At 71.4% G+C, this 23,647-nt stretch carries 26 protein-coding genes; 23 read left to right on the top strand and 3 right to left on the bottom strand.

Annotated features, from left to right (window positions below):
- Positions 1 to 17 precede the first annotated feature (17 nt).
- Positions 18 to 902: an aromatic amino acid exporter YddG gene (gene yddG, locus K1J50_RS19485; protein WP_220115683.1), complete on the top strand. Its 885-nt coding sequence runs from the start codon at positions 18 to 20 to the stop codon at positions 900 to 902.
- 135 nt (positions 903 to 1,037) lie between these two features.
- Here yddG and K1J50_RS01630 read toward each other — a convergent pair whose 3' ends face one another.
- From K1J50_RS01630 to gloB, 3 genes are all read right to left on the bottom strand, one after another.
- Entirely contained in the window at positions 1,038 to 1,652 is a 615-nt protein-coding gene (locus tag K1J50_RS01630; RefSeq protein WP_220115682.1) for an SAM-dependent methyltransferase, read from the bottom strand.
- A gap of 121 nt (positions 1,653 to 1,773) precedes the next feature.
- A complete protein-coding gene (locus K1J50_RS01625) occupies positions 1,774 to 2,376 on the bottom strand; it encodes a glutathione S-transferase N-terminal domain-containing protein (protein WP_220115681.1) in 603 nt (200 codons plus the stop codon).
- 148 nt (positions 2,377 to 2,524) lie between these two features.
- Positions 2,525 to 3,253, bottom strand: a complete 729-nt coding sequence (gloB, locus tag K1J50_RS01620; protein ID WP_220115680.1) for a hydroxyacylglutathione hydrolase — start codon at positions 3,251 to 3,253, stop codon at positions 2,525 to 2,527.
- A 66-nt stretch (positions 3,254 to 3,319) separates the two neighbouring features.
- Here gloB and K1J50_RS01615 point away from each other — a divergent pair, with 66 nt between their 5' ends.
- The 22 genes from K1J50_RS01615 to rplN all read left to right on the top strand — a co-directional run bounded on the left by K1J50_RS01615 (position 3,320) and on the right by rplN (position 23,645).
- A complete protein-coding gene (locus K1J50_RS01615) occupies positions 3,320 to 4,111 on the top strand; it encodes a class I SAM-dependent methyltransferase (protein ID WP_220115679.1) in 792 nt (263 codons plus the stop codon).
- Between the two features lie 138 nt (positions 4,112 to 4,249).
- Positions 4,250 to 4,684, top strand: a complete 435-nt coding sequence (gene rplK / locus K1J50_RS01610) for a 50S ribosomal protein L11 (protein ID WP_220115678.1) — start codon at positions 4,250 to 4,252, stop codon at positions 4,682 to 4,684.
- A gap of 4 nt (positions 4,685 to 4,688) precedes the next feature.
- The gene (gene rplA / locus K1J50_RS01605) at positions 4,689 to 5,411 is read left to right on the top strand and encodes a 50S ribosomal protein L1 (protein ID WP_220115677.1); all 723 of its coding nucleotides are present in this window, start codon (positions 4,689 to 4,691) and stop codon (positions 5,409 to 5,411) included.
- Between the two features lie 359 nt (positions 5,412 to 5,770).
- Positions 5,771 to 6,304, top strand: a complete 534-nt coding sequence (gene rplJ / locus K1J50_RS01600) for a 50S ribosomal protein L10 (RefSeq protein ID WP_220115676.1) — start codon at positions 5,771 to 5,773, stop codon at positions 6,302 to 6,304.
- Positions 6,305 to 6,413: 109 nt separating this feature from the next.
- Positions 6,414 to 6,803: a 50S ribosomal protein L7/L12 gene (gene rplL / locus K1J50_RS01595; RefSeq protein WP_220115675.1), complete on the top strand. Its 390-nt coding sequence runs from the start codon at positions 6,414 to 6,416 to the stop codon at positions 6,801 to 6,803.
- A gap of 264 nt (positions 6,804 to 7,067) precedes the next feature.
- The gene (gene rpoB / locus K1J50_RS01590) at positions 7,068 to 11,258 is read left to right on the top strand and encodes a DNA-directed RNA polymerase subunit beta (protein WP_220115674.1); all 4,191 of its coding nucleotides are present in this window, start codon (positions 7,068 to 7,070) and stop codon (positions 11,256 to 11,258) included.
- 114 nt (positions 11,259 to 11,372) lie between these two features.
- Complete coding sequence (gene rpoC / locus K1J50_RS01585; protein WP_220115673.1) at positions 11,373 to 15,566, top strand: DNA-directed RNA polymerase subunit beta'; 4,194 nt, start codon at positions 11,373 to 11,375, stop codon at positions 15,564 to 15,566.
- Positions 15,567 to 15,910: 344 nt separating this feature from the next.
- Positions 15,911 to 16,282, top strand: a complete 372-nt coding sequence (gene rpsL / locus K1J50_RS01580) for a 30S ribosomal protein S12 (protein WP_188901519.1) — start codon at positions 15,911 to 15,913, stop codon at positions 16,280 to 16,282.
- Positions 16,283 to 16,296: 14 nt separating this feature from the next.
- Positions 16,297 to 16,773, top strand: a complete 477-nt coding sequence (gene rpsG, locus K1J50_RS01575; RefSeq protein WP_220115672.1) for a 30S ribosomal protein S7 — start codon at positions 16,297 to 16,299, stop codon at positions 16,771 to 16,773.
- 28 nt (positions 16,774 to 16,801) lie between these two features.
- Complete coding sequence (gene tuf, locus K1J50_RS01570; protein WP_220115671.1) at positions 16,802 to 17,992, top strand: elongation factor Tu; 1,191 nt, start codon at positions 16,802 to 16,804, stop codon at positions 17,990 to 17,992.
- Positions 17,993 to 18,021: 29 nt separating this feature from the next.
- A complete protein-coding gene (rpsJ, locus tag K1J50_RS01565) occupies positions 18,022 to 18,330 on the top strand; it encodes a 30S ribosomal protein S10 (protein ID WP_220115670.1) in 309 nt (102 codons plus the stop codon).
- Between the two features lie 24 nt (positions 18,331 to 18,354).
- Positions 18,355 to 19,047 carry a 50S ribosomal protein L3 gene (gene rplC, locus K1J50_RS01560; protein ID WP_220115669.1) on the top strand — a complete coding sequence of 231 codons (693 nt, stop codon included), beginning with the start codon at positions 18,355 to 18,357 and terminating at the stop codon, positions 19,045 to 19,047.
- 23 nt (positions 19,048 to 19,070) lie between these two features.
- Entirely contained in the window at positions 19,071 to 19,691 is a 621-nt protein-coding gene (gene rplD, locus K1J50_RS01555) for a 50S ribosomal protein L4 (RefSeq protein ID WP_220115668.1), read from the top strand.
- Positions 19,692 to 19,756: 65 nt separating this feature from the next.
- Positions 19,757 to 20,038: a 50S ribosomal protein L23 gene (locus K1J50_RS01550; protein ID WP_220115738.1), complete on the top strand. Its 282-nt coding sequence runs from the start codon at positions 19,757 to 19,759 to the stop codon at positions 20,036 to 20,038.
- Between the two features lie 4 nt (positions 20,039 to 20,042).
- Positions 20,043 to 20,879 (top strand): 50S ribosomal protein L2, encoded by an 837-nt coding sequence (rplB, locus tag K1J50_RS01545; RefSeq protein WP_220115667.1) that lies wholly within the window; start codon positions 20,043 to 20,045, stop codon positions 20,877 to 20,879.
- 7 nt (positions 20,880 to 20,886) lie between these two features.
- Complete coding sequence (rpsS, locus tag K1J50_RS01540; protein WP_220115666.1) at positions 20,887 to 21,168, top strand: 30S ribosomal protein S19; 282 nt, start codon at positions 20,887 to 20,889, stop codon at positions 21,166 to 21,168.
- 10 nt (positions 21,169 to 21,178) lie between these two features.
- On the top strand, positions 21,179 to 21,586 hold the full coding sequence (gene rplV / locus K1J50_RS01535) for a 50S ribosomal protein L22 (protein ID WP_220115665.1): 408 nt from the start codon (positions 21,179 to 21,181) through the stop codon (positions 21,584 to 21,586).
- Between the two features lie 2 nt (positions 21,587 to 21,588).
- On the top strand, positions 21,589 to 22,266 hold the full coding sequence (gene rpsC / locus K1J50_RS01530; RefSeq protein WP_220115664.1) for a 30S ribosomal protein S3: 678 nt from the start codon (positions 21,589 to 21,591) through the stop codon (positions 22,264 to 22,266).
- Between the two features lie 11 nt (positions 22,267 to 22,277).
- On the top strand, positions 22,278 to 22,703 hold the full coding sequence (rplP, locus tag K1J50_RS01525) for a 50S ribosomal protein L16 (RefSeq protein ID WP_220115663.1): 426 nt from the start codon (positions 22,278 to 22,280) through the stop codon (positions 22,701 to 22,703).
- A gap of 4 nt (positions 22,704 to 22,707) precedes the next feature.
- Entirely contained in the window at positions 22,708 to 22,926 is a 219-nt protein-coding gene (rpmC, locus tag K1J50_RS01520; RefSeq protein WP_220115662.1) for a 50S ribosomal protein L29, read from the top strand.
- Between the two features lie 16 nt (positions 22,927 to 22,942).
- Complete coding sequence (rpsQ, locus tag K1J50_RS01515) at positions 22,943 to 23,263, top strand: 30S ribosomal protein S17 (protein ID WP_220115661.1); 321 nt, start codon at positions 22,943 to 22,945, stop codon at positions 23,261 to 23,263.
- Positions 23,264 to 23,276: 13 nt separating this feature from the next.
- Positions 23,277 to 23,645 carry a 50S ribosomal protein L14 gene (gene rplN / locus K1J50_RS01510; RefSeq protein WP_220115660.1) on the top strand — a complete coding sequence of 123 codons (369 nt, stop codon included), beginning with the start codon at positions 23,277 to 23,279 and terminating at the stop codon, positions 23,643 to 23,645.
- The last annotated feature ends 2 nt before the right edge of the window (positions 23,646 to 23,647 follow it).

Here is a 23,647-nt window from a genome sequence, read left to right as displayed (position 1 = left end):
CCTTCCGCATCCGGTCCGTGCGACGGAGCGGCCGTCCGATCCGCGCCTCCTTCCGCGCCACCCTCGCCGGGTGCGGGGCGCTCGCCCTCTGGGCCTTCCTCGCCCTGCTCTCGCGCCGCGCCGCCGGGGTGCCGCCGCTCGCGCTCACCGCGCTCGGCTTCGCCGTCGGCGGGCTGCTCGGGCTCGCGGTGGTGGCGGGGCGCCGCGGCGGGCTGGCGCGGCTGCGTCAGCCGCCGCTCGCCTGGGCGCACGGGGTGGGCGGGCTGTTCGGCTATCACGCGCTCTACTTCGCCGCCCTGGCGCTGGCGCCGCCGGTCGAGGCGAACCTGGTCAATTACGCCTGGCCGCTGCTGGTGGTGCTGTTCTCCGCCCCCGTGCTCGGCATGCCGCTCGGGCCGCGGCGGCTCGCGGGGGCGGCGCTCGGCGCGCTCGGCTGCGGGGTGCTGATCGGGCCGGGGGTGGCGGGGGAGGGGGGCGCGGCGCCGGCGCTCGGCTTCCTCTGCGCGGCCGGGGCGGCGCTGGTCTGGGCGCTCTACTCCGTGACCGCCCGGCGCCTGGCGGCGGTGCCGACCGAGGCGGTGGCCGGGTTCTGCCTCGCCACAGCGGCGCTCGCCGGGCTTGCGCATCTCGCCGTCGAGCCGCCGCTGCCGCCGCTCGGCGCCGGGCAGTGGCTGGCGGTGCTGCTGCTCGGCGCGGGGCCGCTCGGCGCGGCGTTCTTCCTCTGGGATGTCGGGATGAAGCGCGGCGACCCGCGGCTGCTCGGCACCCTCGCCTACGCGACGCCGGTGGCCTCGACCCTGCTGCTGGTCGCGGCGGGGGAGGGGGCCTTCACTTGGCGGGTGGCGGCGGCGGTGGCGCGGGTGGCGGGGGGGGGCGGGCGGGCGGCTTCGGCGCGGGGATAGCCCGGGGCCCGGCCGCGCCGCCCGCGGGCGGCGCCGGAGCCCTGCCGCTCGGCCGTGCGCGCGGCCACGGCTCCGGCTCGTCCCCGGTCGAGCGGGCTCGCTCTCCCGGTCGTTTCCGGCTGTCCGCGATCCGCCCTACCGCGCGGGCCTGCGCAGCAGCGTGCGCACCACCTCCGCATGCCCCTGGTGGCGCGGCCCCTCGTCGAGCAGCACGGTGCCCTCGAGCAGCTCGACGATCTCCAGCGCGCCGCAGAACTCCGCCTCCACGATGGCCCGGCTCCAGAGCAGGGAGACGTCCTTCGGCCCCCCGCTCCGCCGGCCCTCCTGCGCCGGGGTGAAGCATTCCAGCGCCAGCATCCCGCCGGGGGCGAGGGCACGCAGCACGCCCTGCGCCGCGGCATGGCGATCGGCGGGCGGAAGGTGGACGAAGATCCAGGCGATGAGGTCGTAGGCCGCGACGGGCCAGTCCCAGCGCGCCGCGTCCGCCACCACCGTCTCCAGCGTCACCCCGCGCCGCGCGGCGAGCGCCTGCGCCTTGGCAAGGCCGACTGCGGACCAGTCGAGGCTGGTCACCCGCAGACCCTGCGCGGCGAGCCAGACGCCGTTGCGCCCCTCGCCGTCGCCCACCGCGAGCGCGCGCATCCCCGGCCGCAGCCGGGGGGCGAGGCTCTCCAGGTAGCGGTTCGGCGCCTCGCCGAACTGGAACCCCTCGCCCGCGTAGCGGGCGTCCCAGGCGGCGGCGTCGCTCATGGCGCGGTCGGGCGGGAGGCGTTGCCGCCCCCCCGCCCCCGTTCCGGCGCTTCCGGCCGTCCGCGGCCGTCCGTGGCGGCCGCGCCGCGGCGCGCGCCCGCCGGCGCCGGCCCGTGCGCGCTCACAGCGCGACGGGGACCGTGCGCGCGAGCGGCGGCAGTTGCGAGACCGCCGCGAACCAGGCCGCAAGCCGCGGCCGCTCGGGCCGCCACGGTTCGTGCGCGAAGCGGAAGTCGAGATAGCCGAGCGCGCAGCCGATCGCGATGGCGCCGATGTCGTCGAGGCCGGCCGGCGGATGCGCCTCCAGCCGGTCGAGGGTGCGCTCGATCGCCGCCTTCTGGCGCGCATCGTAGGCCCGCCGCCCGTCGTCCTGCGGCCAGACCATCTGCATGCGCCGGCCGACCGCGGCGTCGAGGATGCCGTCCGCCATCGCCTGGCGCACCAGGGCGCGGAACCGCTCCGGCGTGCCGGGCGGCGGGAAGAGCGGCGGCGCGGCGCCCAGGGTGTCGAGGTATTCGCAGATCACCGGGCTGTCGAACAGCGGCGTGCCGTCGAGCGCGATCAGGCACGGCACCTTGGAGAGCGGGTTGTCGCGCAGGAGGTCGGGCGGCGAGGCGTGCGGGTCGCACGGCACCGCCTCGATCTCGTGGTCGATGCGGCGGGCGATGGCGCAGGCCATCACCTTGCGCACATAGGGGCTGGTGGGGGACCAGTAGAGCTTCATCGGGCGGGTCACTCCTCCTCGGTTCGTGGCGGCGCGGCTCCGCGGGATGCGGGGCGCCGCTTGCGCTCGGCCGGGCTCGCGGCAGCGGCTCCGGCCCGGTGCCGGCCGGGCGGATTCGCGCCCCCGGCCGTTCCCGACGGTCCGCGATCTAGCGGAAATTGTCCTTCGCCGCGCGGAGGCGCGCGAAGCTTGCCACGTCCGGGGCGCGCAGGAAGGGGTTGGTGGCGAGCTCCTGGGCGATCGTCGTCGGCACGGTGGGCCGGCCGGCGGCGCGCTGCGCGCGCGCCTCCTCGGCGCGGGCGCGCAGCGCCGGGTTGTCGGGCTCGACGGTCAGGGCGAAGCGGGCGTTGCTCTCGGTGTATTCGTGGCCGCAGCAGACCAGTGTCTCCGGCGGCAGGGCGGCGAGCGCGCGCAGGCTGCGGAACATCTCCTCCGCCGTGCCCTCGATCAGCCGGCCGCAGCCGAGCGAGAACAGCGTGTCGCCGCACAGCACCAGCGCCCCGGCGGCGAAGTGGTAGGAGATCCCGCCCCGCGTGTGGCCGGGACAGGCGATGACCGCGGCCGCCGACCCGCCGAAGCCCACCGTGTCCCCCGGCGAGACGGCGAGGTCGAGCGGCGGCAGGCGATGGGCGTCCGCCCCGTTCCCGACCACCCGCGCGTCCGGGAAGCGCTGCTTCACCGCCGCCACCCCGGCGACGTGGTCGCCGTGATGATGGGTGAGGAGGATCAGGTCGAGCCGCCCCCCAGCCTCCTCCACCGCGGCGATCGCCGGCCCGGCCTCGCCGGGGTCGCAGAGCGCCACCTCGCCGCGCGCGCCGCGGAGGAGCCAGATGTAATTGTCCTGAAGGCACGGCACCGGCGCGACGGTGATCGTCATGGCTCTCGCTCCTCCTGCGGGGGCGCCCCATCCCGGCGCGGCCCCGCCCGTCCTATATCCCCCGCCATGACGGGGGAGGTCCATGCCGGCCTCGGCGCGTTCTACGCCACCCCGGCCGGGCAGGTCGCCGCCCGGCTGGTGCGGGCGCGCCTGGGCGCGCTCTGGCCGGCGCTGCACGGGCAGTCCGTGCTCGGCCTCGGCCATGCCGGTCCCTATCTCGATCTCTGGCGCGGGCAGGCGACGCGGCTGGTGGCGGTGCGGCCGCGCCAGCTCGGCCTGCCGCGCCACCCGGGCGGCCCCTGCCGCGCCCTGGCCCCGCTGCCGGGGGAGGGGGGCGACGGCGGGGGCCTTGCCCTGGTCGAGGAGGAGGCGCTGCCCTTTCCCGACCTCAGCTTCGACCGGGTGCTGCTGATCCACGGCCTGGAGGTGGCCGAGAACGCCCGCCGCCTGCTGCGCGAGGCCTGGCGGGTGCTCAAGGACGACGGCCGGCTGCTGGTGGTGGTGCCGAACCGGCGCGGCCTCTGGGCCCATGTCGAGAGCACGCCGTTCGGCCACGGCCAGCCCTACTCGGCGGGCCAGCTCGGGCGGCTCCTGGCGCGGCACCTGTTCCGCGTCGAGCGGCGCGACGCGGCCCTGTTCCTGCCCCCGGTCCGGCACCGCCTGCTGCTGCGCGGCGCGGACCTGTGGGAGCGGGCCGGGCGCGCGCTCTGCCCGCCGCGCTTCGCCGGGCTTGCCATCGTCGAGGCGACGAAGGACCTGTTCGCCGGCCAGCCCGCCGGGGCGGCGGCGCCCGCCCTTGCCGTGGTGGCGGCGCGCCGGCCGGCGCGGGCCGTGACCGAGGCGCCGGCGGCGGCGTAGGGCGCCCCTCCGCACGATCCCCCCTTTACTCCCGCCCGCTTCGCCCCTATACGCCGCCGCTCTCAACGATTCGGGACGCGGGAGGTCCTCGCCAGGGCCGCCGGCACCGCGCATCCCTGACCCCACCAGGGACGGACAATGGCGAAGAAGATCGTCGGCTACATCAAGCTGCAGATTCCGGCCGGGAAGGCGAACCCGTCCCCGCCGGTAGGCCCCGCGCTCGGCCAGCGCGGCCTCAACATCATGCAGTTCGTCAAGGAGTTCAACGCGGCGACCCAGAACATGGAGCCGGGGACTCCGACGCCCGTCGTCATCACGGCCTATTCCGACCGCACCTTCACCTTCGTCACCAAGACCCCGCCCAACACCTACTTCCTGCTCAAGGCGGCGAAGCTCGAGAAGGGCAGCTCGACCCCGGGGCGGGGCGGGCCGATCGGGCGCGTGACGAAGTCGCAGCTGCGCGAGATCGCGAAGATCAAGATGCGCGACATGAACTGCTACGACGAGGAGGCGGCGATGCGCATGCTCGCCGGCTCGGCCCGCTCCATGGGCCTCGCCGTGGTGGAGGGCTGAGCCCATGGCGAAGCTGGGCAAGCGGCTGCGCGCCTGCTACGCGAGCTTCGACCGCACGCGGAGCTACCCGCTCGAGGAGGCGCTGCGGATCGCCAAGGCCAACGCCAAGGCGAAGTTCGACGAGACCATCGAGATCGCGATGAATCTCGGCATCGATCCGCGCCATGCCGACCAGATGGTGCGCGGCGTGGTCGGGCTGCCGCACGGCACCGGCAAGACCGTGCGCGTGGCGGTCTTCGCCCGCGGCCCGAAGGCGGAGGAGGCGCGCGCCGCCGGCGCCGACGTGGTGGGGGCCGAGGACCTCGCCGCGCAGGTGCAGGAGGGCAAGATCGACTTCGACCGCTGCATCGCCACGCCCGACATGATGGGCATCGTCGGGCGGCTCGGGAAGATCCTCGGGCCGCGCGGGCTGATGCCGAACCCGCGCCTCGGCACCGTGACCATGGACGTGAAGGGGGCGGTGCAGGCGGCCAAGGCCGGCCAGGTCGAATTCCGCGCCGAGAAGGCGGGCATCGTCCACGCCGGCATCGGCAAGGCGAGCTTCGACGAGCGCAAGCTGGTCGAGAACGCGCGCGCCTTCATCGAGGCGATCCAGCGCGCCCGGCCTCCCGGCGCGAAGGGCGCCTACGTCAAGAAGGTGGCGGTCACCTCGACCATGGGCCCCGGGGTGCGGGTGGATGTGGCCTCGCTGGCCCAGGCGGCCGCGCCGGCCGGCGGAGGCGACTGACGAACGAGATACGCCCGCCGCGCCGGTGCCGGCCGACGACGAGTCGGCGGCCGCCGCGGCGGGCGGGCAGGGGCCGGTGACCGGAAGCGGCAGGCGCCGCTGCCGGAGGGAGTCGGCTCCGAACCTGTCCGAGACCCCCTGTGGCCCTGCGGGGCCTTGATGCGCCGGCCGGCGCGCAGGGGATAGACGGGGCGTCGAGGCGATCCGTCCCCTTGGGTCACGGGCCCGGGGACGGCTTGGCTTGGTCTTCCCGCTCAGACAGGCCAGCCGGGCAGGCGGCGGCGCAGGGCTGCCGGCTGCCCCCGTGTGAACCGGCCGGGGCCCCTCCACCAGGCCCGGGCCCATGTTGGAGACGGGACGTGGACCGTACGGAGAAGCGCGAATTCGTCGCCAGGCTCCAGGCGGTGCTCGCCGATGCGTCCATGGTGGTCGTCACCCGCAACGCCGGGCTGACGGTCGCCGATTCGACGGAGCTGCGGCGCCGCATGCGGGCGGCCGGGGCGACCTTCAAGGTCGCCAAGAACCGGCTGGCCGTCCGTGCCCTCGACGGCACCCGCTTCGCCGGGATCGCGCCGCTGCTGAAGGGGCCGACCGCCCTCGCCTGGTCGCGGGACCCGGTGGCGGTGGCGAAGATCTGCGTGGATTTCGCCCGGGCGAACGACCGCTTCGTCGTCCTGGGCGGGGCCCTCGGCGAGCGGGTGCTGGATGCCGACGGCGTGAAGGCGCTGGCCGAGCTGCCGAGCCTCGAGACGCTGCGGGCGCAGCTCCTTGGCCTGATCCAGACCCCGGCGACGCGTCTTGCCGCGGTGCTGCAGGCCCCGGGGGCGCAGCTCGCCCGGGTGCTCTCGGCCTACGCGCGGAAGGGCGAAGGGGGCGAGGCCCAGGCGGCCTGAGCCGCAGCGGAAGGGCCGGAACGGCATGGAACGCGAACGGTTCCGGGCGGTGCCGGAACCGGGTGTTGCAAAGACCAAGTCAAGCCATTAGATCAAGGAGCACCCAGACATGGCCGATCTCGCGAAGCTGGTGGACGAGCTCTCCAGCCTGACCGTCCTGGAAGCCGCCGAGCTTTCCAAGATGCTGGAGGAGAAGTGGGGGGTCTCCGCCGCGGCGCCGGTCGCGGTGGCGGCGGCCCCGGCGGCTGGCGGCGCCGGTGCGGCGGCCGCGGCGCCGGCAGAGGAGAAGACGGAGTTCACCGTCATCCTCGCCAAGGCCGGTGACAAGAAGATCAACGTGATCAAGGAGATCCGCGCCATCACGGGCCTCGGCCTGAAGGAGGCGAAGGATCTCGTCGAGGGCGCGCCCAAGGTGGTCAAGGAGGGCGTGAGCAAGGAGGAGGCGGAGAAGATCCGCAAGGTGCTGGAGGAGAACGGCGCCACCGTCGAGATCAAGTAGCGCGAAGGGCGCGCACGGCGGATATCGCGAGCCGGTTCCGGGCATCCGCTGCCGGGGCCGGTCGGGCGAGGCGGGCGGACGCCGCCGCGGGAGCCTCGCCGATGTGATGGCACGAGAGCGGGCGGGATTCCGCGGGAATCCTGCCCGCGCTTGCGTTTCTTCCGGCCGGCGGGGCGGCGAGCGCCCCCGGGGCGGAGGTGGCGCGCAGCGGAACCCGGCCGGCCCGGGGCATCCAAGGCCGGAGACGAGGGAAGCGGGACAGGCATGAACGCTATCACGAAGTCCTTCACCGGACGCAAGCGCATCCGCAAGAGCTTCGGCCGGCTGCCCGAGGTGGCGCCGATGCCGAACCTGATCGACGTGCAGCGCGCGTCCTACGAGGCCTTCCTGCAGATGGGCGTGAACCCGGACAGCAGGTCGCACACCGGCCTCCAGGAGGTCTTCAAGTCCGTCTTCCCGATCGACGACTTCGCCGGCCGCGGCCGGCTCGAGTTCATCCACTACGAGCTCGAGGAGCCGAAGTACGACGTCGAGGAGTGCATGCAGCGCGGCCTGACCTACGCCGCGCCGCTCAAGGTGCGCCTGCGCCTGATCGTGTGGGACGTGGACGAGGACACCGGCTCGCGCTCGGTCCGCGACATCAAGGAGCAGGACGTCTACATGGGCGACATGCCGCTCATGACGGACAACGGCACCTTCATCATCAACGGCACCGAGCGCGTCATCGTCTCGCAGATGCACCGCAGCCCGGGCGTGTTCTTCGACCACGACAAGGGCAAGACGCACTCCTCGGGCAAGTACCTGTTCGCCGCCCGCATCATCCCCTACCGCGGCTCGTGGCTCGACTTCGAGTTCGACGCCAAGGACATCTGCTACGTCCGCATCGACCGCAAGCGCAAGCTGCCGGCGACGACGCTGCTGATGGCGCTCGATTCGGCCTACACCGAGAAGCTGCGCGCGGAGCGGGGGCCGAATGCGGAGCTCGCCCCGCATGAGATCCGCGGCATGGACGCCGAGGAGATCCTCAACAGCTTCTACGGCCAGGTGGTGTTCACGCGCGGGCCGAAGGGCTGGTCGCGTCCCTTCGATCCGGAGGCGTTCCGCGGCGTCAAGCTGGCCGAGAACCTGGTGGACGCCAGGACCGGGGAGGTGGTGGCCGAGAAGGACACCAAGCTCACCCCGCGCATGGCGCGCAAGATCGCCGAGAGCGGCGTGACCGAGGTGCTGGTCGGCGAGGCCGACCTGATCGGTCGCTACGTGGCCGAGGACCTGGTCGACATGGAGACCGGCGAGATCTGGGCCGAGGCCGGCGAGGAGCTGACCAAGACCAAGCTCGCCCTGCTCGAGGAGGTCGGCGTCGAGCGCCTGCCGACGCTCGCCATCGACCAGAGCGTCGGGCCCTGGATGCGCAACACGCTCGCGGTGGACAAGAACGCCAACCGCGACGAGGCGCTGATGGACATCTACCGGGTGATGCGCCCGGGCGAGCCGCCGACGCCGGAGACCGCCGAGGCCCTGTTCAAGGGCCTGTTCTTCGACCCGGAGCGCTACGACCTCTCCGCGGTCGGCCGCGTGAAGATGAACATGCGCCTCGGCTTCTCGATGGAGGAGGTGCCGGACACGGTCCGTACGCTGCGCAAGGAGGACATCATCGCCACGCTGCGCGTGCTGATGGACCTCAAGGACGGGCGCGGGCAGATCGACGACATCGACAACCTCGGCAACCGCCGGGTGCGCTCGGTCGGCGAGCTGATGGAGAACCAGTACCGCGTCGGCCTGCTGCGCATGGAGCGCGCGATCAAGGAGCGCATGGGGTCGGTGGACATCGACACCGTCATGCCGCACGACCTGATCAACGCCAAGCCGGCGGCGGCGGCGGTGCGGGAGTTCTTCGGCTCCTCGCAGCTCAGCCAGTTCATGGACCAGACCAACCCGCTGTCGGAGGTGACGCACAAGCGGCGCCTCTCGGCGCTCGGGCCCGGGGGCCTGACGCGCGAGCGGGCGGGCTTCGAGGTGCGCGACGTGCATCCGACGCACTACGGCCGCATCTGCCCGATCGAGACGCCGGAGGGGCCGAACATCGGCCTGATCAACTCGCTCGCCACCTACGCGCGGGTGAACAAGTACGGTTTCATCGAGACGCCCTACCGCCTGGTCAAGGACGGCAGGATCGTCGGCGAGCCGCGCTACCTCTCCGCCATGGAGGAGGAGCGGCTGGTGGTCGCCCAGGCCGACGCGCAGACCGAGAAGGCGGACGGCGTGGAGCGGCTGGCGGGCGATCTCGTCTCGGTGCGCCAGGGCGGCGACTTCCGCCTGGTCAAGCCGGAGGAGGTGACGGCGATCGACGTCTCGCCCAAGCAGCTCGTGAGCGTGGCCGCGGCGCTGATCCCGTTCCTGGAGAACGACGACGCCAACCGGGCGCTGATGGGCTCCAACATGCAGCGCCAGGCGGTGCCGCTGATCCAGACCGAGGCGCCGCTGGTCGGCACCGGGATGGAGGCGCCGGTCGCGCGCGACTCGGGCGCCACCATCGTCGCGCGGCGCGACGGCATCGTCGATTCCATCGACGGCGCGCGCATCGTGGTGCGCGCCACCGGCGAGGACGGCACGACGCGGGGCGTGGACATCTATCGCCTGCGCAAGTTCCAGCGCAGCAACCAGTCCACCTGCATCAACCAGCGCCCGCTGGTGAAGGTGGGCGACCGCGTGCGCGCCGGCGAGATCATCGCCGACGGCCCCTCGACCGAGCTCGGCGAGCTCGCGCTCGGGCGCAACGTGCTGTGCGCCTTCATGCCGTGGAACGGCTACAACTTCGAGGACTCGATCCTGATCTCGGAGCGGATCGCGCGGGACGACGTCTTCACCTCGATCCACATCGAGGAGTTCGAGGTGATGGCCCGCGACACCAAGCTGGGCCAGGAGGAGATCACCCGCGACATCCCGAACGTCGGCGAGGAGGCGCTGCGCAACCTCGACGAGGCGGGCATCGTCTACATCGGCGCCGAGGTGAACCCCGGCGACATCCTGGTCGGCAAGGTGACGCCGAAGGGCGAGAGCCCGATGACGCCGGAGGAGAAGCTGCTCCGCGCCATCTTCGGCGAGAAGGCGTCCGACGTGCGCGACACCTCGCTTCGGCTGCCGCCGGGCGTCTCCGGCACGGTGGTGGACGTGCGCGTGTTCAGCCGTCGCGGCGTGGAGAAGGACGAGCGCGCGCTGGCGATCGAGCGGGCCGAGATCGAGCGGCTGGCGAAGGACCGCGACGACGAGAAGGCGATCCAGGAGCGCAGCTTCTACTCGCGCCTGCGCGAGAAGCTGCTGAACAAGAAGGCCTCGGGCGGGTTCCGCGGCATCAAGGCGGGCACGGTCATCACCGACGAGGTGCTGGACCAGTTCGCCAAGGCCACCTGGCGCCAGATCGGCGTCGCCGACGACGCGACGATGGCGGAGATCGAGGCCCTGAAGCGCGAGTTCGACGCCGCGATCGAGCGGCTGCAGAAGCGCTTCGAGAGCAAGGTCGAGAAGCTGCAGCGCGGCGACGAGCTGCCGCCCGGCGTGATGAAGATGGTCAAGGTGTTCGTCGCGGTGAAGCGCAAGCTGCAGCCCGGCGACAAGATGGCCGGCCGCCACGGCAACAAGGGCGTGGTCAGCAAGGTCGTGCCGATCGAGGACATGCCGTTCCTCGAGGACGGGACGCCGGTCGACATCGTGCTGAACCCGCTCGGCGTGCCCTCGCGCATGAACGTCGGCCAGATCCTGGAGACGCACCTCGGCTGGGCCTGCGCCAATCTCGGCCGGAAGATCGGGGAGCTGGTGGAGGAGTATCGCCGCACCGGCGCGGCGCGGCAGGATCTGCTCGACCGGCTGCGCGACATCTACGGCGAGGAGACCTTCGCGCGCGAGATCGCCCCGCTCTCCGACGATCAGCTCGTGGAGCTCGCCGAGAACCTGCGCCGGGGCGTCCCCGTCGCGACGCCGGTCTTCGACGGGGCGCGGATGGACGACATCGAACGGATGCTGGAGAAGGCGGGCCTCGACACCTCCGGCCAGGTCACGCTGATCGACGGCCGCACCGGCGAGCCGTTCGAGCGCAAGGTGACGGTCGGCTACATCTACATGCTGAAGCTGCACCACCTGGTGGACGACAAGATCCACGCCCGCTCGATCGGCCCCTACAGCCTCGTCACCCAGCAGCCGCTGGGCGGCAAGGCGCAGTTCGGCGGCCAGCGCTTCGGCGAGATGGAGGTGTGGGCGCTGGAGGCCTACGGCGCCGCCTACACGCTGCAGGAGATGCTGACGGTGAAGTCCGACGACGTCTCCGGCCGCACCAAGGTCTACGAGGCGATCGTGCGCGACCAGGACACCTTCGAGGCCGGCATCCCCGAGAGCTTCAACGTGCTCGTCAAGGAGCTGAAGTCGCTCGGCCTGAACGTGGACCTCGAGACCCGCGCGCCCTGAGGCCGCGATGACCGCCAGCGCCGCCGTGCCGCGCGCAGCCGGCCGGCGGCGCGGGCATCCCGATTTCTCGGCTGCCCGCGGCGGGCGGGCGGCCGGCCGGACGGAGAGGACGGCATGAACGAGCTGATGAAGATCCTGGGCCAGACCGGGCAGGCCCTGACCTTCGACCAGATCAGGATCTCGATCGCGAGCCCGGAGCAGATCCGCTCCTGGTCCTACGGCGAGATCAAGAAGCCCGAGACCATCAACTACCGCACCTTCAAGCCGGAGCGGGACGGCCTGTTCTGCGCCCGCATCTTCGGCCCGATCAAGGACTACGAGTGCCTGTGCGGCAAGTACAAGCGGATGAAGTTCCGCGGCATCATCTGCGAGAAGTGCGGCGTGGAGGTGACGCTCGCCAAGGTGCGGCGCGAGCGCATGGGCCACATCGAGCTCGCCTCGCCGGTGGCGCACATCTGGTTCCTGAAGTCGCTGCCGAGCCGGATCGGGCTCATGGTGGACATGAGCCTGAAGGAGCTCGAGAAGATCCTCTACTTCGAGAACTACGTGGTGCTCGAGCCGGGGCTCACCGACCTCAAGCTGCACCAGCTCCTGACCGAGGAGCAGTACCAGGCGAAGCTCGACGAGTTCGGCGAGGACGCCTTCACCGCCGGCATCGGCGCCGAGGCGATCAAGCAGATGCTCGCCGCGATCGACGTGCGGGCCGAGGCGACGAAGCTGCGCGCCGAGCTGAAGGAGACCACCTCCGAGGCCAAGCGCAAGAAGCTCGTCAAGCGCCTGAAGCTGATCGAGAACTTCGCCGAGAGCGGCGCGCGGCCGGAATGGATGATCATGGACGTCATCCCGGTGATCCCGCCCGAGCTGCGGCCGCTGGTCCCGCTCGACGGGGGCCGCTTCGCCACCTCCGACCTCAACGACCTCTACCGCCGCGTCATCAACCGCAACAACCGCCTGAAGCGGCTGATCGAGCTGCGCGCCCCCGACATCATCGTGCGCAACGAGAAGCGCATGCTGCAGGAGGCCGTTGACGCGCTGTTCGACAACGGCCGCCGCGGGCGCGCCATCACCGGGGCGAACAAGCGGCCGCTGAAGTCGCTCTCCGACATGCTGAAGGGCAAGCAGGGCCGGTTCCGCCAGAACCTGCTCGGCAAGCGGGTGGACTACTCGGGCCGGTCGGTCATCGTGGTCGGGCCGGAGCTGAAGCTGCACCAGTGCGGCCTGCCGAAGAAGATGGCGCTCGAGCTGTTCAAGCCCTTCATCTACTCCAAGCTCGAGAAGTACGGCCACGCCACCACCATCAAGGCCGCCAAGCGGATGGTGGAGAAGGAGCGGCCGGAGGTGTGGGACATCCTCGAGGAGGTGATCCGCGAGCACCCGGTGCTGCTCAACCGCGCGCCGACGCTGCACCGCCTCGGCATCCAGGCCTTCGAGCCGGTGCTGATCGAGGGCAAGGCGATCCAGCTCCACCCGCTGGTCTGCACCGCCTTCAACGCCGACTTCGACGGCGACCAGATGGCCGTGCACGTGCCGCTGTCGCTGGAGGCGCAGCTCGAGGCGCGCGTGCTGATGATGTCCACCAACAACATCCTCAGCCCGGCGAACGGCAAGCCGATCATCGTTCCGAGCCAGGACATCGTGCTCGGCCTCTACTACCTCTCGCTCGAGACGCCGGAGTTCAAGGCGACCGAGGACAAGGACGCGCCGGCCTTCGCCGACATGGGCGAGATCGAGCAGGCGCTGGCGGTGAAGGTGATCACGCTGCACACCAAGATCCGCGCCCGCCGCCGCACGCTCGGCCCGGACGGCCGGCCGATGACGGAGCGGGTGGTGACGACGCCGGGCCGCATGATGATCGGCGCCCTGCTGCCCGAGCATCCGAACCTGCCGTTCAGCCTGGTCAACCGCCTGCTGACGAAGAAGAACATCTCCGACGTGATCGACGCGGTGTACCGCCACTGCGGCCAGAAGGAGACCGTGATCTTCGCCGACCGGCTGATGAGCCTCGGCTTCGCCCAGGCGGCGCGGGCGGGCATCTCCTTCGGCAAGGACGACATGGTCATCCCGCGCGAGAAGGAGGAGCTGATCGCCCGCACCAAGGCCGAGGTGAAGGAGTACGAGCAGCAGTACCTCGACGGCCTGATCACCGCGGGCGAGCGCTACAACAAGGTGGTGGACGCCTGGTCGCGCTGCACCGACGAGGTCGCGGCGGCGATGATGCGCGAGATCTCCAAGCAGGAGCCCGGCAAGCCGGTCAATTCGATCTGGATGATGTCGCACTCCGGCGCCCGCGGCTCGCCGGCGCAGATGCGCCAGCTCGCCGGCATGCGCGGCCTGATGGCGAAGCCCTCGGGCGAGATCATCGAGCAGCCCATCATCTCCAACTTCAAGGAGGGGCTGACGGTGCTGGAGTACTTCAACTCCACGCACGGCGCGCGCAAGGGCCTCGCCGACACGGCGCTGAAGACCGCGAACTCCGGCTACCTTACGCGGCGCCTGGTGGACGTGGCGCAGGACTGCATTATCGTCGAGCAGGACTGCGGCACCGAGCGCGGCCTCACGGTGCGCGCGGTGCTCGACGGCGGCGAGGTGGTGTCCTCGCTCTCCGAGCGGATCCTGGGCCGCACGGCGCAGGAGGACGTGCGCGACCCGGCGACGGGGGAGGTGATCGTCGCCCGCAACGCGCTGATCGAGGAGGCCGAGGCCGAGCGCATCGAGCGGGCGGGCGTCGAGTCGGTGAAGATCCGCTCCGTGCTTACCTGCGACTCGCGCACCGGCGTCTGCGCGCTCTGCTATGGGCGCGACCTCGCGCGCGGCACGCCGGTCAACGTGGGCGAGGCGGTGGGCGTCATCGCCGCCCAGTCCATCGGCGAGCCGGGCACGCAGCTCACCATGCGCACCTTCCACATCGGCGGCGCGGCGCAGCGCGGCGCCGAGCAGTCGTCGGTCGAGGCGACGACGGACGCCACGGTGCGCATCGCCAACCGCAACGTCGTGGTCAACAGCCAGGGCATGCCGGTGGTGATGAGCCGGAACTGCGAGATCTCCCTGGTGGACGCCGCGGGGCAGGAGCGCGCGCGCTTCCGGGTGCCCTACGGCGCCCGCCTGCTCGTGGACGAGGGGGCGCAGGTCACGCGCGGCCAGAAGCTGGCCGAGTGGGACCCGTTCACCCTGCCGATCATCACCGAGCGTTCGGGCACCGTGGAGTTCGCCGACCTGATCGAGGGCGTCACCCTGTTCGAGGAGACCGACCCGGTCACCGGCCTCTCCTCCAAGGTGGTGCGCGAGCCGGTCGACAAGGCGAAGAACGCCAACCTCCGCCCGCGCATCCTGCTGCGCGGCGAGGGCGGCCCGGCCGAGACCGCCCAGTACTTCCTGCCGCCGGCCTCGATCCTGAACGTCGAGAACGGCGCCAGGGTGAATGCCGGCGACGTGCTTGCCCGCCTGCCGCGCGAGAGCTCCAAGACCCGCGACATCACGGGCGGCCTGCCGCGCGTGGCGGAGCTGTTCGAGGCGCGCCGCCCGAAGGATCACGCGATCATCAGCGAGATCGACGGGCGCGTGGAGTTCGGCAAGGACTACAAGGCGAAGCGCCGCATCCTGGTCGTCCCCGACCCGGTCGGGGACGAGCAGCCGCCGCCGCGCGAGTACCTGATCCCCAAGGGCAAGCACGTCAGCGTGCAGGAAGGCGACTACGTCAAGGCCGGCGACCCGCTGGTGGACGGGCCGCGCGTGCCGCACGACATCCTGCGCGTGCTCGGCGTCGAGGCGCTGGCGAACTACCTGGTCAACGAGATCCAGGACGTCTACCGCCTGCAGGGCGTGAAGATCAACGACAAGCACATCGAGGTGATCGTCCGCCAGATGCTGCAGAAGGTGGAGATCGTGGACCCGGGCGACACCACCTACCTGGTCGGCGAGCAGGTGGACCGCATCGAGTTCGAGATCGAGAACGAGCGGCGGATCGCCGCCAAGGAGCGCCCGGCGCGGGCGGAGCCCGTGCTGCAGGGCATCACCAAGGCGAGCCTGCAGACGACGAGCTTCATCTCGGCGGCGTCCTTCCAGGAGACGACGCGGGTGCTGACCGAGGCGGCGGTGGCGGGCAAGGTGGACACCCTTGCGGGGCTCAAGGAGAACGTGATCGTCGGGCGGTTGATCCCGGCGGGCACGGGCGCGGTGATGAACCGGCTGCGGGCGATCGCCGCGCAGCGCGACCGCGGCCGCCTGCCGCCGGCGGCCCCGGCCCTCGCCGGGCCGGCGGAGCGCCAGGCGGGTGCCGCCACGCCGCCGGGCCGCCAGGCGGCCGAATAGGCCCCGGCGCGCAGGCGAGGCCATGGTGGGGGCCGGTCCCGCGAGGGGCCGGCCCTTCGCGTTCCCTGGCGCGGGAGGGCTGACGAGGTGTTGACACCCCCCTGGCCGGCGCGTAGATAGCGCGCCCTTGGCGGGGCTCGGCGCCAGTTGCGGCCGCGGCCCTCCAGGTCTTTTGGTCCACAACGCTGCGCCACCGGCGCCGCTGCCCAGCCCGAGGCGGGGCGGCCGAGGCCGGAGGCGGGATGGACGCCCGCAGGGGCGCGCGATCGGCGCGCCGTCGCTGCGGGCGCTCCCCGTTTGGTGCGGTGTTCGCGCGGCCGTGAGAGCAGGCACGAAGGGGCGTCATGCCGACGATCAACCAGCTCATCGCCAAGGGGCGTGAGCGCAAGCCGAGCCGGAACAAGGTGCCGGCGCTGCAGGGCAGCCCGCAGAAGCGCGGTGTGTGCACGCGCGTCTACACGACCACCCCGAAGAAGCCGAACTCGGCGCTCCGCAAGGTCGCCAAGGTGCGCCTGACCAACGGCTACGAGGTGGTGAGCTACATCCCGGGCGAGGGGCACAATCTGCAGGAGCACTCGGTGGTGCTGATCCGCGGCGGGCGCGTGAAGGACCTGCCGGGCGTGCGCTACCACATCCTGCGCGGCGTGCTCGACACCCAGGGCATCGCCAAGCGTCGCCAGCGCCGTTCGCTCTACGGCGCGAAGCGGCCGAAGTGAGGAGGCGCTGAGGGATGTCGCGTCGCCACCGCGCCGAGAAGCGCGAGGTCCTGCCGGACCCGAAGTACGGCGACGTCGTGCTCAGCCGTTTCATGAACGTGCTGATGTACGACGGCAAGAAGAGTGTCGCCGAGCGCATCGTCTATGCCGCGCTCGACACGCTGAAGCGCCGCGGCGGGCCGAACAGCGACCCGCTGCGCCTGTTCCACGAGGCGCTGGACAACGTGAAGCCGGCCGTGGAGGTGCGGTCCCGCCGCGTCGGCGGCGCCACCTACCAGGTGCCGGTCGAGGTCCGGCCGGAGCGCCGGCAGGCGCTGGCGATCCGCTGGATCATCGAGGCCGCGCGCAAGCGCGGCGAGCACACGATGGAGGAGCGCCTCTCGGCGGAGCTGATGGACGCGGCGAACAACCGCGGCGCGGCCGTCAAGAAGCGCGAGGATACCCACCGCATGGCGGAGGCCAACAAGGCCTTCAGCCACTATCGCTGGTAAGGCACAGACCGATCGAGGAACCCGCACCATGGCGAAGGCAAAGTTCGAGCGCACCAAGCCGCACTGCAACATCGGCACGATCGGTCACGTCGACCACGGCAAGACGTCGCTGACCGCGGCCATCACGAAGGTGCTGGCGAAGACCGGCGGCGCGACCTACACGGCCTACGACCAGATCGACAAGGCGCCGGAGGAGAAGGCGCGCGGCATCACGATCTCGACGGCGCACGTCGAGTACGAGACGCAGAAGCGCCACTACGCGCACGTGGACTGCCCGGGCCACGCCGACTACGTGAAGAACATGATCACCGGCGCGGCGCAGATGGACGGCGCGATCCTGGTCGTCAGCGCGGCCGACGGCCCGATGCCGCAGACCCGCGAGCACATCCTGCTCGCCCGCCAGGTCGGCGTGCCGGCGCTGGTCGTGTTCATGAACAAGGTGGACATGGTGGACGACCCCGAGCTGCTCGACCTGGTCGAGCTCGAGGTGCGCGAGCTGCTGAAGTCCTACCAGTTCCCGGGCGACGAGATCCCGGTGATCCGCGGCTCGGCGCTGTGCGCGCTCGAGGATCGCAACCCCGAGATCGGCGAGCAGGCGATCCTGAAGCTGATGGAGGCGGTGGACGAGTACATCCCGCAGCCGGAGCGCCCGAAGGACCGGCCGTTCCTGATGCCGATCGAGGACGTGTTCTCGATCTCGGGCCGCGGCACGGTGGTGACGGGGCGCATCGAGCGCGGCGTCGTCAAGGTCGGCGACGAGGTGGAGATCGTCGGCCTGCGCCCGACGCAGAAGACGGTGGTGACCGGCGTGGAGATGTTCCGCAAGCTGCTCGACCAGGGCGAGGCGGGCGACAACATTGGCGCGCTGCTGCGCGGCACGAAGCGCGAGGAGGTGGAGCGCGGCCAGGTGCTGGCGGCGCCCGGCTCGATCACGCCGCACACCAAGTTCAAGGCCGAGGCCTACGTGCTGACGAAGGAGGAGGGCGGGCGGCACACGCCGTTCTTCACCAACTACCGGCCGCAGTTCTACTTCCGCACCACCGACGTCACCGGCATCGTCAAGCTGCCGGAGGGCGTGGAGATGGTGATGCCGGGCGACAACGTGACGCTGGATGTCGAGCTGATCGCGCCGATCGCGATGGACGAGGGCCTGCGCTTCGCCATCCGCGAGGGCGGGCGGACGGTCGGCGCCGGCGTCGTCGCCAAGATCGTCGAGTGAGCGCGGCTGGGGGAGACGGGTCTTTCGGCATGGACAGCCAGAGCATCCGCATCCGCCTCAAGGCGTTCGACTACCGCGTGCTGGATTCCAGCGCGCGGGAGATCCTGAACACCGCGAAGCGGACCGGCGCGCGGACGCGGGGCCCGATCCCGCTGCCGACCCAGATCGAGCGGTTCACGGTGAACCGCTCGCCGCACATCGACAAGAAGAGCCGCGAGCAGTTCGAGATCCGCACGCACCGGCGGCTGCTGGACATCGTGGACCCCACGCCGCAGACCGTGGACGCGCTGATGAAGCTCGATCTCGCGGCCGGCGTGGATGTCGAGATCAAGCTGTAGGGCGCCGGGGGGGGGCAACCTGCCATGGCCGCGACAAACGGCCGCACAGGCCTGATCGCGAGAAAGCTGGGCATGACCCGGCTGTTCAACGAGGACGGCTCGACGGTGCCGGTCACGGTGCTGCACGTGGAGGACGTGCGCGTCGTGGCCGTCCGCACGGCCGAGCGTGACGGCTACACCGCGGTGCAGCTCGGCATCGGCCATGCCAAGCCGAAGAACGTCTCGAAGCCGCTGAAGGGCCACTACGCCAAGGCCGGGGTCGAGGCGCCGCGCAAGGTGGTGGAATTCCGCGTCGCCGCCGATGCGCTGCTCGAACCGGGCACGCGGCTTTCCGCCGCGCATTTCGTGAAGGGGCAGCTGGTGGACGTGACCGGCACGACCATCGGCAAGGGCTTCGCGGGCGCGATGAAGCGGTGGAATTTCGCGGGCCTCGAGGCGTCGCACGGCGTCTCGATCAGCCACCGCAGCCACGGTTCCACCGGCAACCGGCAGGATCCGGGGCGGGTGTTCAAGAACAAGAAGATGGCCGGCCATCTCGGTGCCGAGCGCGTGACCACGCAGAACCTCGAGGTCGCGCAGGTGGATGCCGAGAGGGGGCTGTTGCTGGTCAAGGGCACGGTGCCCGGCGCGGAGGGCAGCTTCGTGCTGGTGCGCGACGCGGTGAAGCGGCCGCGTCCGGCCGACGCGCCCTATCCGGCGGCGACCGTGGCGGCCTGAGGTACGGACGGACGAACGCGCCGATGCAGGTTCCTGTCGTCACGCTCGACAACGCCCCGGCGGGGGAGATCGAGCTTCCGGATGAGATCTTCGCGGCGGAGCCGCGGGGCGACATCCTCGCGCGCGTCGTGCACTGGCAGCTCGCCAAGCGCCGGGCCGGCACGCACAAGGCCAAGGGCATGGGCGAGGTGCAGGGCACCACCAAGAAGCCCTGGCGCCAGAAGGGCACTGGCCGCGCCCGCCAGGGCAGCCTGCGCGCGCCGCAGTTCCGCAAGGGCGGCGTCGTGCACGGGCCGGTGGTGCGCGAGCACGGCTACGACCTCAACAAGAAGGTACGCCGCCTCGGCCTGATCTACGCGCTCAGCGCCAAGGCGAAGGAGGGCAAGCTCGTCGTCCTCGACGCCGCGGTCGGCGCGCCGGACGGCAAGACGAAGCAGATGGCGGCGCGCGTCAAGGCGTTCGGGTGGAAGAGCGCGCTGGTGGTGGACGCGACGGTGGACGAGCATTTCGGCCGCTGCGTGCGCAACCTGCCGAACCTGCACGTGCTGCCGAGCGTCGGCGCCAACGTGTACGACATCCTCAACCACGACGTTCTGGCGCTGACCCGTGCGGGCGTCGAGGCGCTGAAGGAGCGGCTGTCGTGAGCGAAGCGGCGCAGCAGCAGGGCAAGGGCGCGGCGCGACGCGGTCCGGCGCTCTCGCGCGAGCGGATGTACCAGACCATCCTCTCGCCGGTGATCACCGAGAAGGCGACGCGCCTCGGCGAGCAGAACCAGGTCGTGTTCCGCGTGCCGATCGAGGCGACCAAGCCCGAGATCAAGGCCGCGGTTGAGGGGCTGTTCGGCGTGACGGTCGTCGCGGTGAACACCCTCACCGTGAAGGGCAAGACGAAGCGGTTCCGGGGCCGGCCTGGCCGGCGCTCGGATTGGAAGAAGGCGATGGTGCGGCTCGCGCCGGGCCAGAGCATCGACTTCACGACGGGGCTGGCGTGACGCCATGGCACTGAAGACGTTCAATCCGGTCACGCCGAGCCTGCGCGGCACGGTGCTGGTGGACCGCTCCGAGCTGTGGAAGGGCAAGCCCGTCAAGGCGCTGACCAGGGGCAAGCACTCGACGGGCGGGCGCAACCACCACGGCCACATCACGGTGCGCTTCCGCGGCGGCGGCCACAAGCGCGCCTACCGCCTGGTGGACTTCAAGCGGCGCGCCAAGTTCGGCGTGCCTGCGACGGTGGAGCGGCTGGAGTACGACCCGAACCGCAGCGCCTGGATCGCGCTGATCCGCTACGAGGACGGGGAGCTTTCCTACATCCTCGCGCCGCAGCGGCTGAAGGCGGGCGACCAGGTGATCAGCGGCGAGCGGGTGGACATCAAGCCGGGCAACGCCATGCCGCTGGCCGCGATCCCGGTCGGCACCATCATCCATAACGTGGAGATGAAGCCGGGCGCCGGCGGCAAGATCGCGCGCGCCGCGGGGACCTACGCGCAGCTGGTCGGCAAGGACCAGGGCTACGCGCAGATCAAGCTGATGTCCGGCGAGCTGCGGATGGTGCGCGCCGAGTGCATGGCGACCGTCGGCGCGGTGTCGAACCCGGACAACAGCAACCAGAAGATCGGCAAGGCCGGGCGCAAGCGGTGGCTGGGTTTCCGTCCGCACAACCGCGGCGTCTCGATGAACCCGATCGACCATCCCCACGGCGGCGGCGAGGGGCGCACCTCCGGCGGGCGGCATCCGGTGACGCCGTGGGGCATTCCGACCAAGGGCAAGAAGACGCGCAACAACAAGCGGACGGACCGGCTGATCCTCCGGCGCCGCCACGCGACGAAGGGCTGAGGCGAGGATGGGTTCGCGCAGCGTATGGAAGGGGCCGTTCGTGGACGGCTACCTGCTGGCAAAGGCGGAGAAGGCCCGCGAGTCCGGGCGCAACGAGATCATCAAGATCTGGTCGCGCCGCTCGACGATCCTGCCGCAATTCGTGGGACTCACCTTCGGGGTGTACAACGGCAAGAAGTTCATCCCGGTGCAGGTGACGGAGAACATGGTCGGCCACAAGTTCGGCGAGTTCTCGCCGACCCGGACCTTCACCGGCCACGCGGCCGACCGGAAGGCGAAGCGGGGCTGAGCAGCACGCCATGAGCAAGCCGAAGATGCCGCGCAGGCTGTCCGAGACGGAGGCGCAGGCGGTCGCGCGCAACATCCGCGTCAGCCCGCGCAAGCTCGCCCTCGTCGCCGGCCTGATCCGCGGGCAGAAGGCGCAGGAGGCGCTTGCGCGCCTCACCTTCTCCAAGCGCCCGATCGCGCGCCAGGTGAAGAAGACGCTCGAGAGCGCGATCGCGAACGCCGAGAACAACCACCAGCTCGACGTGGACCAGCTGGTGGTGAGCCGGGTCGAGGTCGGGCGCTCGGTGGTGATGAAGCGCTTCCACGCGCGCGCCCGGGGCCGCGCGGCGCGGATCGAGAAGTGGCTCAGCCACATGACCATCGTGGTGGCGGAGCGCGCGCCGCAGGCGTCCGCGTCCGCGCAGGAGGGGGCCGCGTAAGCATGGGCCAGAAGGTGAACCCGATCGGGCTGCGGCTCGGCATCAACCGCACCTGGGACAGCCGCTGGTACGCGGACGACGACTATGCCCAGATGCTGCACGAGGACATCAGGCTCCGGGAGATGCTGCGCGAGCGCCTGAAGGGCGCCGGCATCTCGCGCGTGGTGATCGAGCGCCCGGCGAAGAAGCCGCGGGTGACGATCCACGCGGCGCGCCCCGGCGTGATCATCGGCAAGAAGGGCGAGGCGATCGAAAGCCTGCGCAAGGACCTGCAGAAGATGGCCGGCGCCGAGGTGGCGTTGAACATCCTGGAGATCCGCAAGCCCGAGATCGACGCGCAGCTCGTTGCCGAGAGCATCGCCCAGCAGCTCGAGCGCCGGGTGGCCTTCCGCCGGGCGATGAAGCGGGCGGTGCAATCGGCCATGCGCCTCGGCGCCCAGGGCATCCGGATCAACTGCTCCGGCCGCCTCGGCGGGGCCGAGATCGCGCGCATGGAGTGGTATCGTGAGGGACGCGTGCCGCTGCACACGCTGCGCGCGGACATCGACTACGGCCAGGCGACGGCCAAGACCACCTACGGCACCTGCGGCGTGAAGGTGTGGGTGTTCAAGGGCGAGATCATGGCGCACGACCCGATGGCGCAGGACAAGCGCGCCGCGGAGCAGGCGCCGCAGCGGTGATGTGAAGAACGATGCTGCAGCCCAAGCGCACGAAGTTCCGCAAGGCCCACAAGGGCCGCATCCACGGCCTCGCCAAGGGCGGCTTCACGCTCAACTTCGGCGCCTACGGCCTGAAGGCGCTGGAGCCCGAGCGGGTGACGGCACGCCAGATCGAGGCGGCGCGGCGCGCGATCACGCGCGCGATGAAGCGCGCCGGCCGCGTCTGGATCCGCGTCTTCCCCGACGTGCCGGTCACCACCAAGCCGGCCGAGGTCCGCATGGGCTCGGGCAAGGGCTCGCCGGAATACTGGATCTGCCGGGTCAAGCCGGGACGCATCATGTTCGAGGTGGACGGCATTCCCGAGGAGACGGCGCGCGAGGCGCTGGCGCTCGGCGCGGCGAAGCTGCCGATCAAGACCAAGATCGTCACGCGCCTCGGCGCGGGGGCGGAGGCCTGAGGCGATGAAGATCGGCGAGGTGCGGGCGAAGACGCCCGACGAGCTGAAGGCGCTGCTGCTTGATCTGCGCAAGGAGCAGTTCAACCTGCGCTTCCAGCGCGCCACCGGCCAGCTGGAGGCGGTCAGCCGCATCCGACAGGTGCGGCGCGACATCGCGCGGGTGAAGACGGTGATGAACGAGCGGCGCCGCGCCGAGGCGGCGTCCGCTGGCAGGCATGGCTGAGAGGAGACCGGCGGCGATGCCGAGGCGAGTCCTCACGGGCCGGGTGGTCAGCGACAAGATGGACAAGACCGTCACGGTGCTTGTCGAGCGTCGCGTCATGCACCCGCTCTACAAGAAATTCATCAAGCGCTCGAAGAAGTACGCGGCGCACGACGAGGGCAACGTCTGCAAGGAAGGCGACCTCGTGCAGATCGAGGAGTGTCGCCCGATCAGCCGGCGCAAGACCTGGCTGGTGGTCGGCCGCAACGGCCAGCCGGTGGAGCGGCCCGCCCTCGTGAAGGGCAAGCCGCTCGGCGCGCCGCCGGCGGGCGGCGGCGCCGCGGCGGCGCAGGCGTGAGGAGAACGCGGCGGTGATCAGCGTCGAAACCAATCTCGACGTCGCCGACAATTCCGGCGCGCGGCGCGTGCAGTGCATCAAGGTGCTCGGCGGCTCGAAGCGCAAGACCGCGAGCGTGGGCGACGTGATCGTGGTCTCCGTCAAGGAGGCGATCCCGCGCGCCAAGGTGAAGAAGGGCGAGGTGCACCGCGCCGTCATCGTCCGCACCGCCTATCCGGTGCGGCGCGGCGACGGCACGGCGATCCGCTTCGACAGCAACGCTGCCGTGCTGATCAACAAGCAGGGCGAGCCGATCGGCACCCGCATCTTCGGGCCCGTGGTGCGCGAGCTGCGGGCGAAGAAGTACATGAAGATCATCAGCCTCGCGCCGGAGGTCCTGTAGGG

It is taken from the genome of Caldovatus aquaticus, from assembly GCF_019458025.1.
GTDB lineage: Bacteria > Pseudomonadota > Alphaproteobacteria > Acetobacterales > Acetobacteraceae > Caldovatus > Caldovatus aquaticus.
This window is presented reverse-complemented; position numbering and strand designations above follow the sequence as displayed.

What these genes read in the sequence shown, in the direction of transcription:
- rpsJ (WP_220115670.1), top strand. Translation starts at nt 18,022, where the DNA reads ATGGACAGCCAGAGCATCCGCATCCGCCTCAAGGCGTTCGACTACCGC.
- rpmC (WP_220115662.1), top strand. Translation starts at nt 22,708, where the DNA reads ATGAAGATCGGCGAGGTGCGGGCGAAGACGCCCGACGAGCTGAAGGCG.
- rplP (WP_220115663.1), top strand. Translation starts at nt 22,278, where the DNA reads ATGCTGCAGCCCAAGCGCACGAAGTTCCGCAAGGCCCACAAGGGCCGC.
- K1J50_RS01625 (WP_220115681.1), bottom strand. Translation starts at nt 2,376, where the DNA reads ATGAAGCTCTACTGGTCCCCCACCAGCCCCTATGTGCGCAAGGTGATG.
- rpsG (WP_220115672.1), top strand. Translation starts at nt 16,297, where the DNA reads ATGTCGCGTCGCCACCGCGCCGAGAAGCGCGAGGTCCTGCCGGACCCG.
- rplA (WP_220115677.1), top strand. Translation starts at nt 4,689, where the DNA reads ATGGCGAAGCTGGGCAAGCGGCTGCGCGCCTGCTACGCGAGCTTCGAC.
- rplC (WP_220115669.1), top strand. Translation starts at nt 18,355, where the DNA reads ATGGCCGCGACAAACGGCCGCACAGGCCTGATCGCGAGAAAGCTGGGC.
- rplK (WP_220115678.1), top strand. Translation starts at nt 4,250, where the DNA reads ATGGCGAAGAAGATCGTCGGCTACATCAAGCTGCAGATTCCGGCCGGG.
- rpsQ (WP_220115661.1), top strand. Translation starts at nt 22,943, where the DNA reads ATGCCGAGGCGAGTCCTCACGGGCCGGGTGGTCAGCGACAAGATGGAC.
- rpoC (WP_220115673.1), top strand. Translation starts at nt 11,373, where the DNA reads ATGAACGAGCTGATGAAGATCCTGGGCCAGACCGGGCAGGCCCTGACC.
- rplV (WP_220115665.1), top strand. Translation starts at nt 21,179, where the DNA reads ATGAGCAAGCCGAAGATGCCGCGCAGGCTGTCCGAGACGGAGGCGCAG.
- rplB (WP_220115667.1), top strand. Translation starts at nt 20,043, where the DNA reads ATGGCACTGAAGACGTTCAATCCGGTCACGCCGAGCCTGCGCGGCACG.
- rpoB (WP_220115674.1), top strand. Translation starts at nt 7,068, where the DNA reads ATGAACGCTATCACGAAGTCCTTCACCGGACGCAAGCGCATCCGCAAG.
- gloB (WP_220115680.1), bottom strand. Translation starts at nt 3,253, where the DNA reads ATGACGATCACCGTCGCGCCGGTGCCGTGCCTTCAGGACAATTACATC.
- rpsL (WP_188901519.1), top strand. Translation starts at nt 15,911, where the DNA reads ATGCCGACGATCAACCAGCTCATCGCCAAGGGGCGTGAGCGCAAGCCG.
- rplD (WP_220115668.1), top strand. Translation starts at nt 19,071, where the DNA reads ATGCAGGTTCCTGTCGTCACGCTCGACAACGCCCCGGCGGGGGAGATC.
- K1J50_RS01550 (WP_220115738.1), top strand. Translation starts at nt 19,757, where the DNA reads ATGTACCAGACCATCCTCTCGCCGGTGATCACCGAGAAGGCGACGCGC.
- rpsC (WP_220115664.1), top strand. Translation starts at nt 21,589, where the DNA reads ATGGGCCAGAAGGTGAACCCGATCGGGCTGCGGCTCGGCATCAACCGC.
- K1J50_RS01630 (WP_220115682.1), bottom strand. Translation starts at nt 1,652, where the DNA reads ATGAGCGACGCCGCCGCCTGGGACGCCCGCTACGCGGGCGAGGGGTTC.
- K1J50_RS01615 (WP_220115679.1), top strand. Translation starts at nt 3,320, where the DNA reads ATGACGGGGGAGGTCCATGCCGGCCTCGGCGCGTTCTACGCCACCCCG.
- rplL (WP_220115675.1), top strand. Translation starts at nt 6,414, where the DNA reads ATGGCCGATCTCGCGAAGCTGGTGGACGAGCTCTCCAGCCTGACCGTC.
- tuf (WP_220115671.1), top strand. Translation starts at nt 16,802, where the DNA reads ATGGCGAAGGCAAAGTTCGAGCGCACCAAGCCGCACTGCAACATCGGC.
- rpsS (WP_220115666.1), top strand. Translation starts at nt 20,887, where the DNA reads ATGGGTTCGCGCAGCGTATGGAAGGGGCCGTTCGTGGACGGCTACCTG.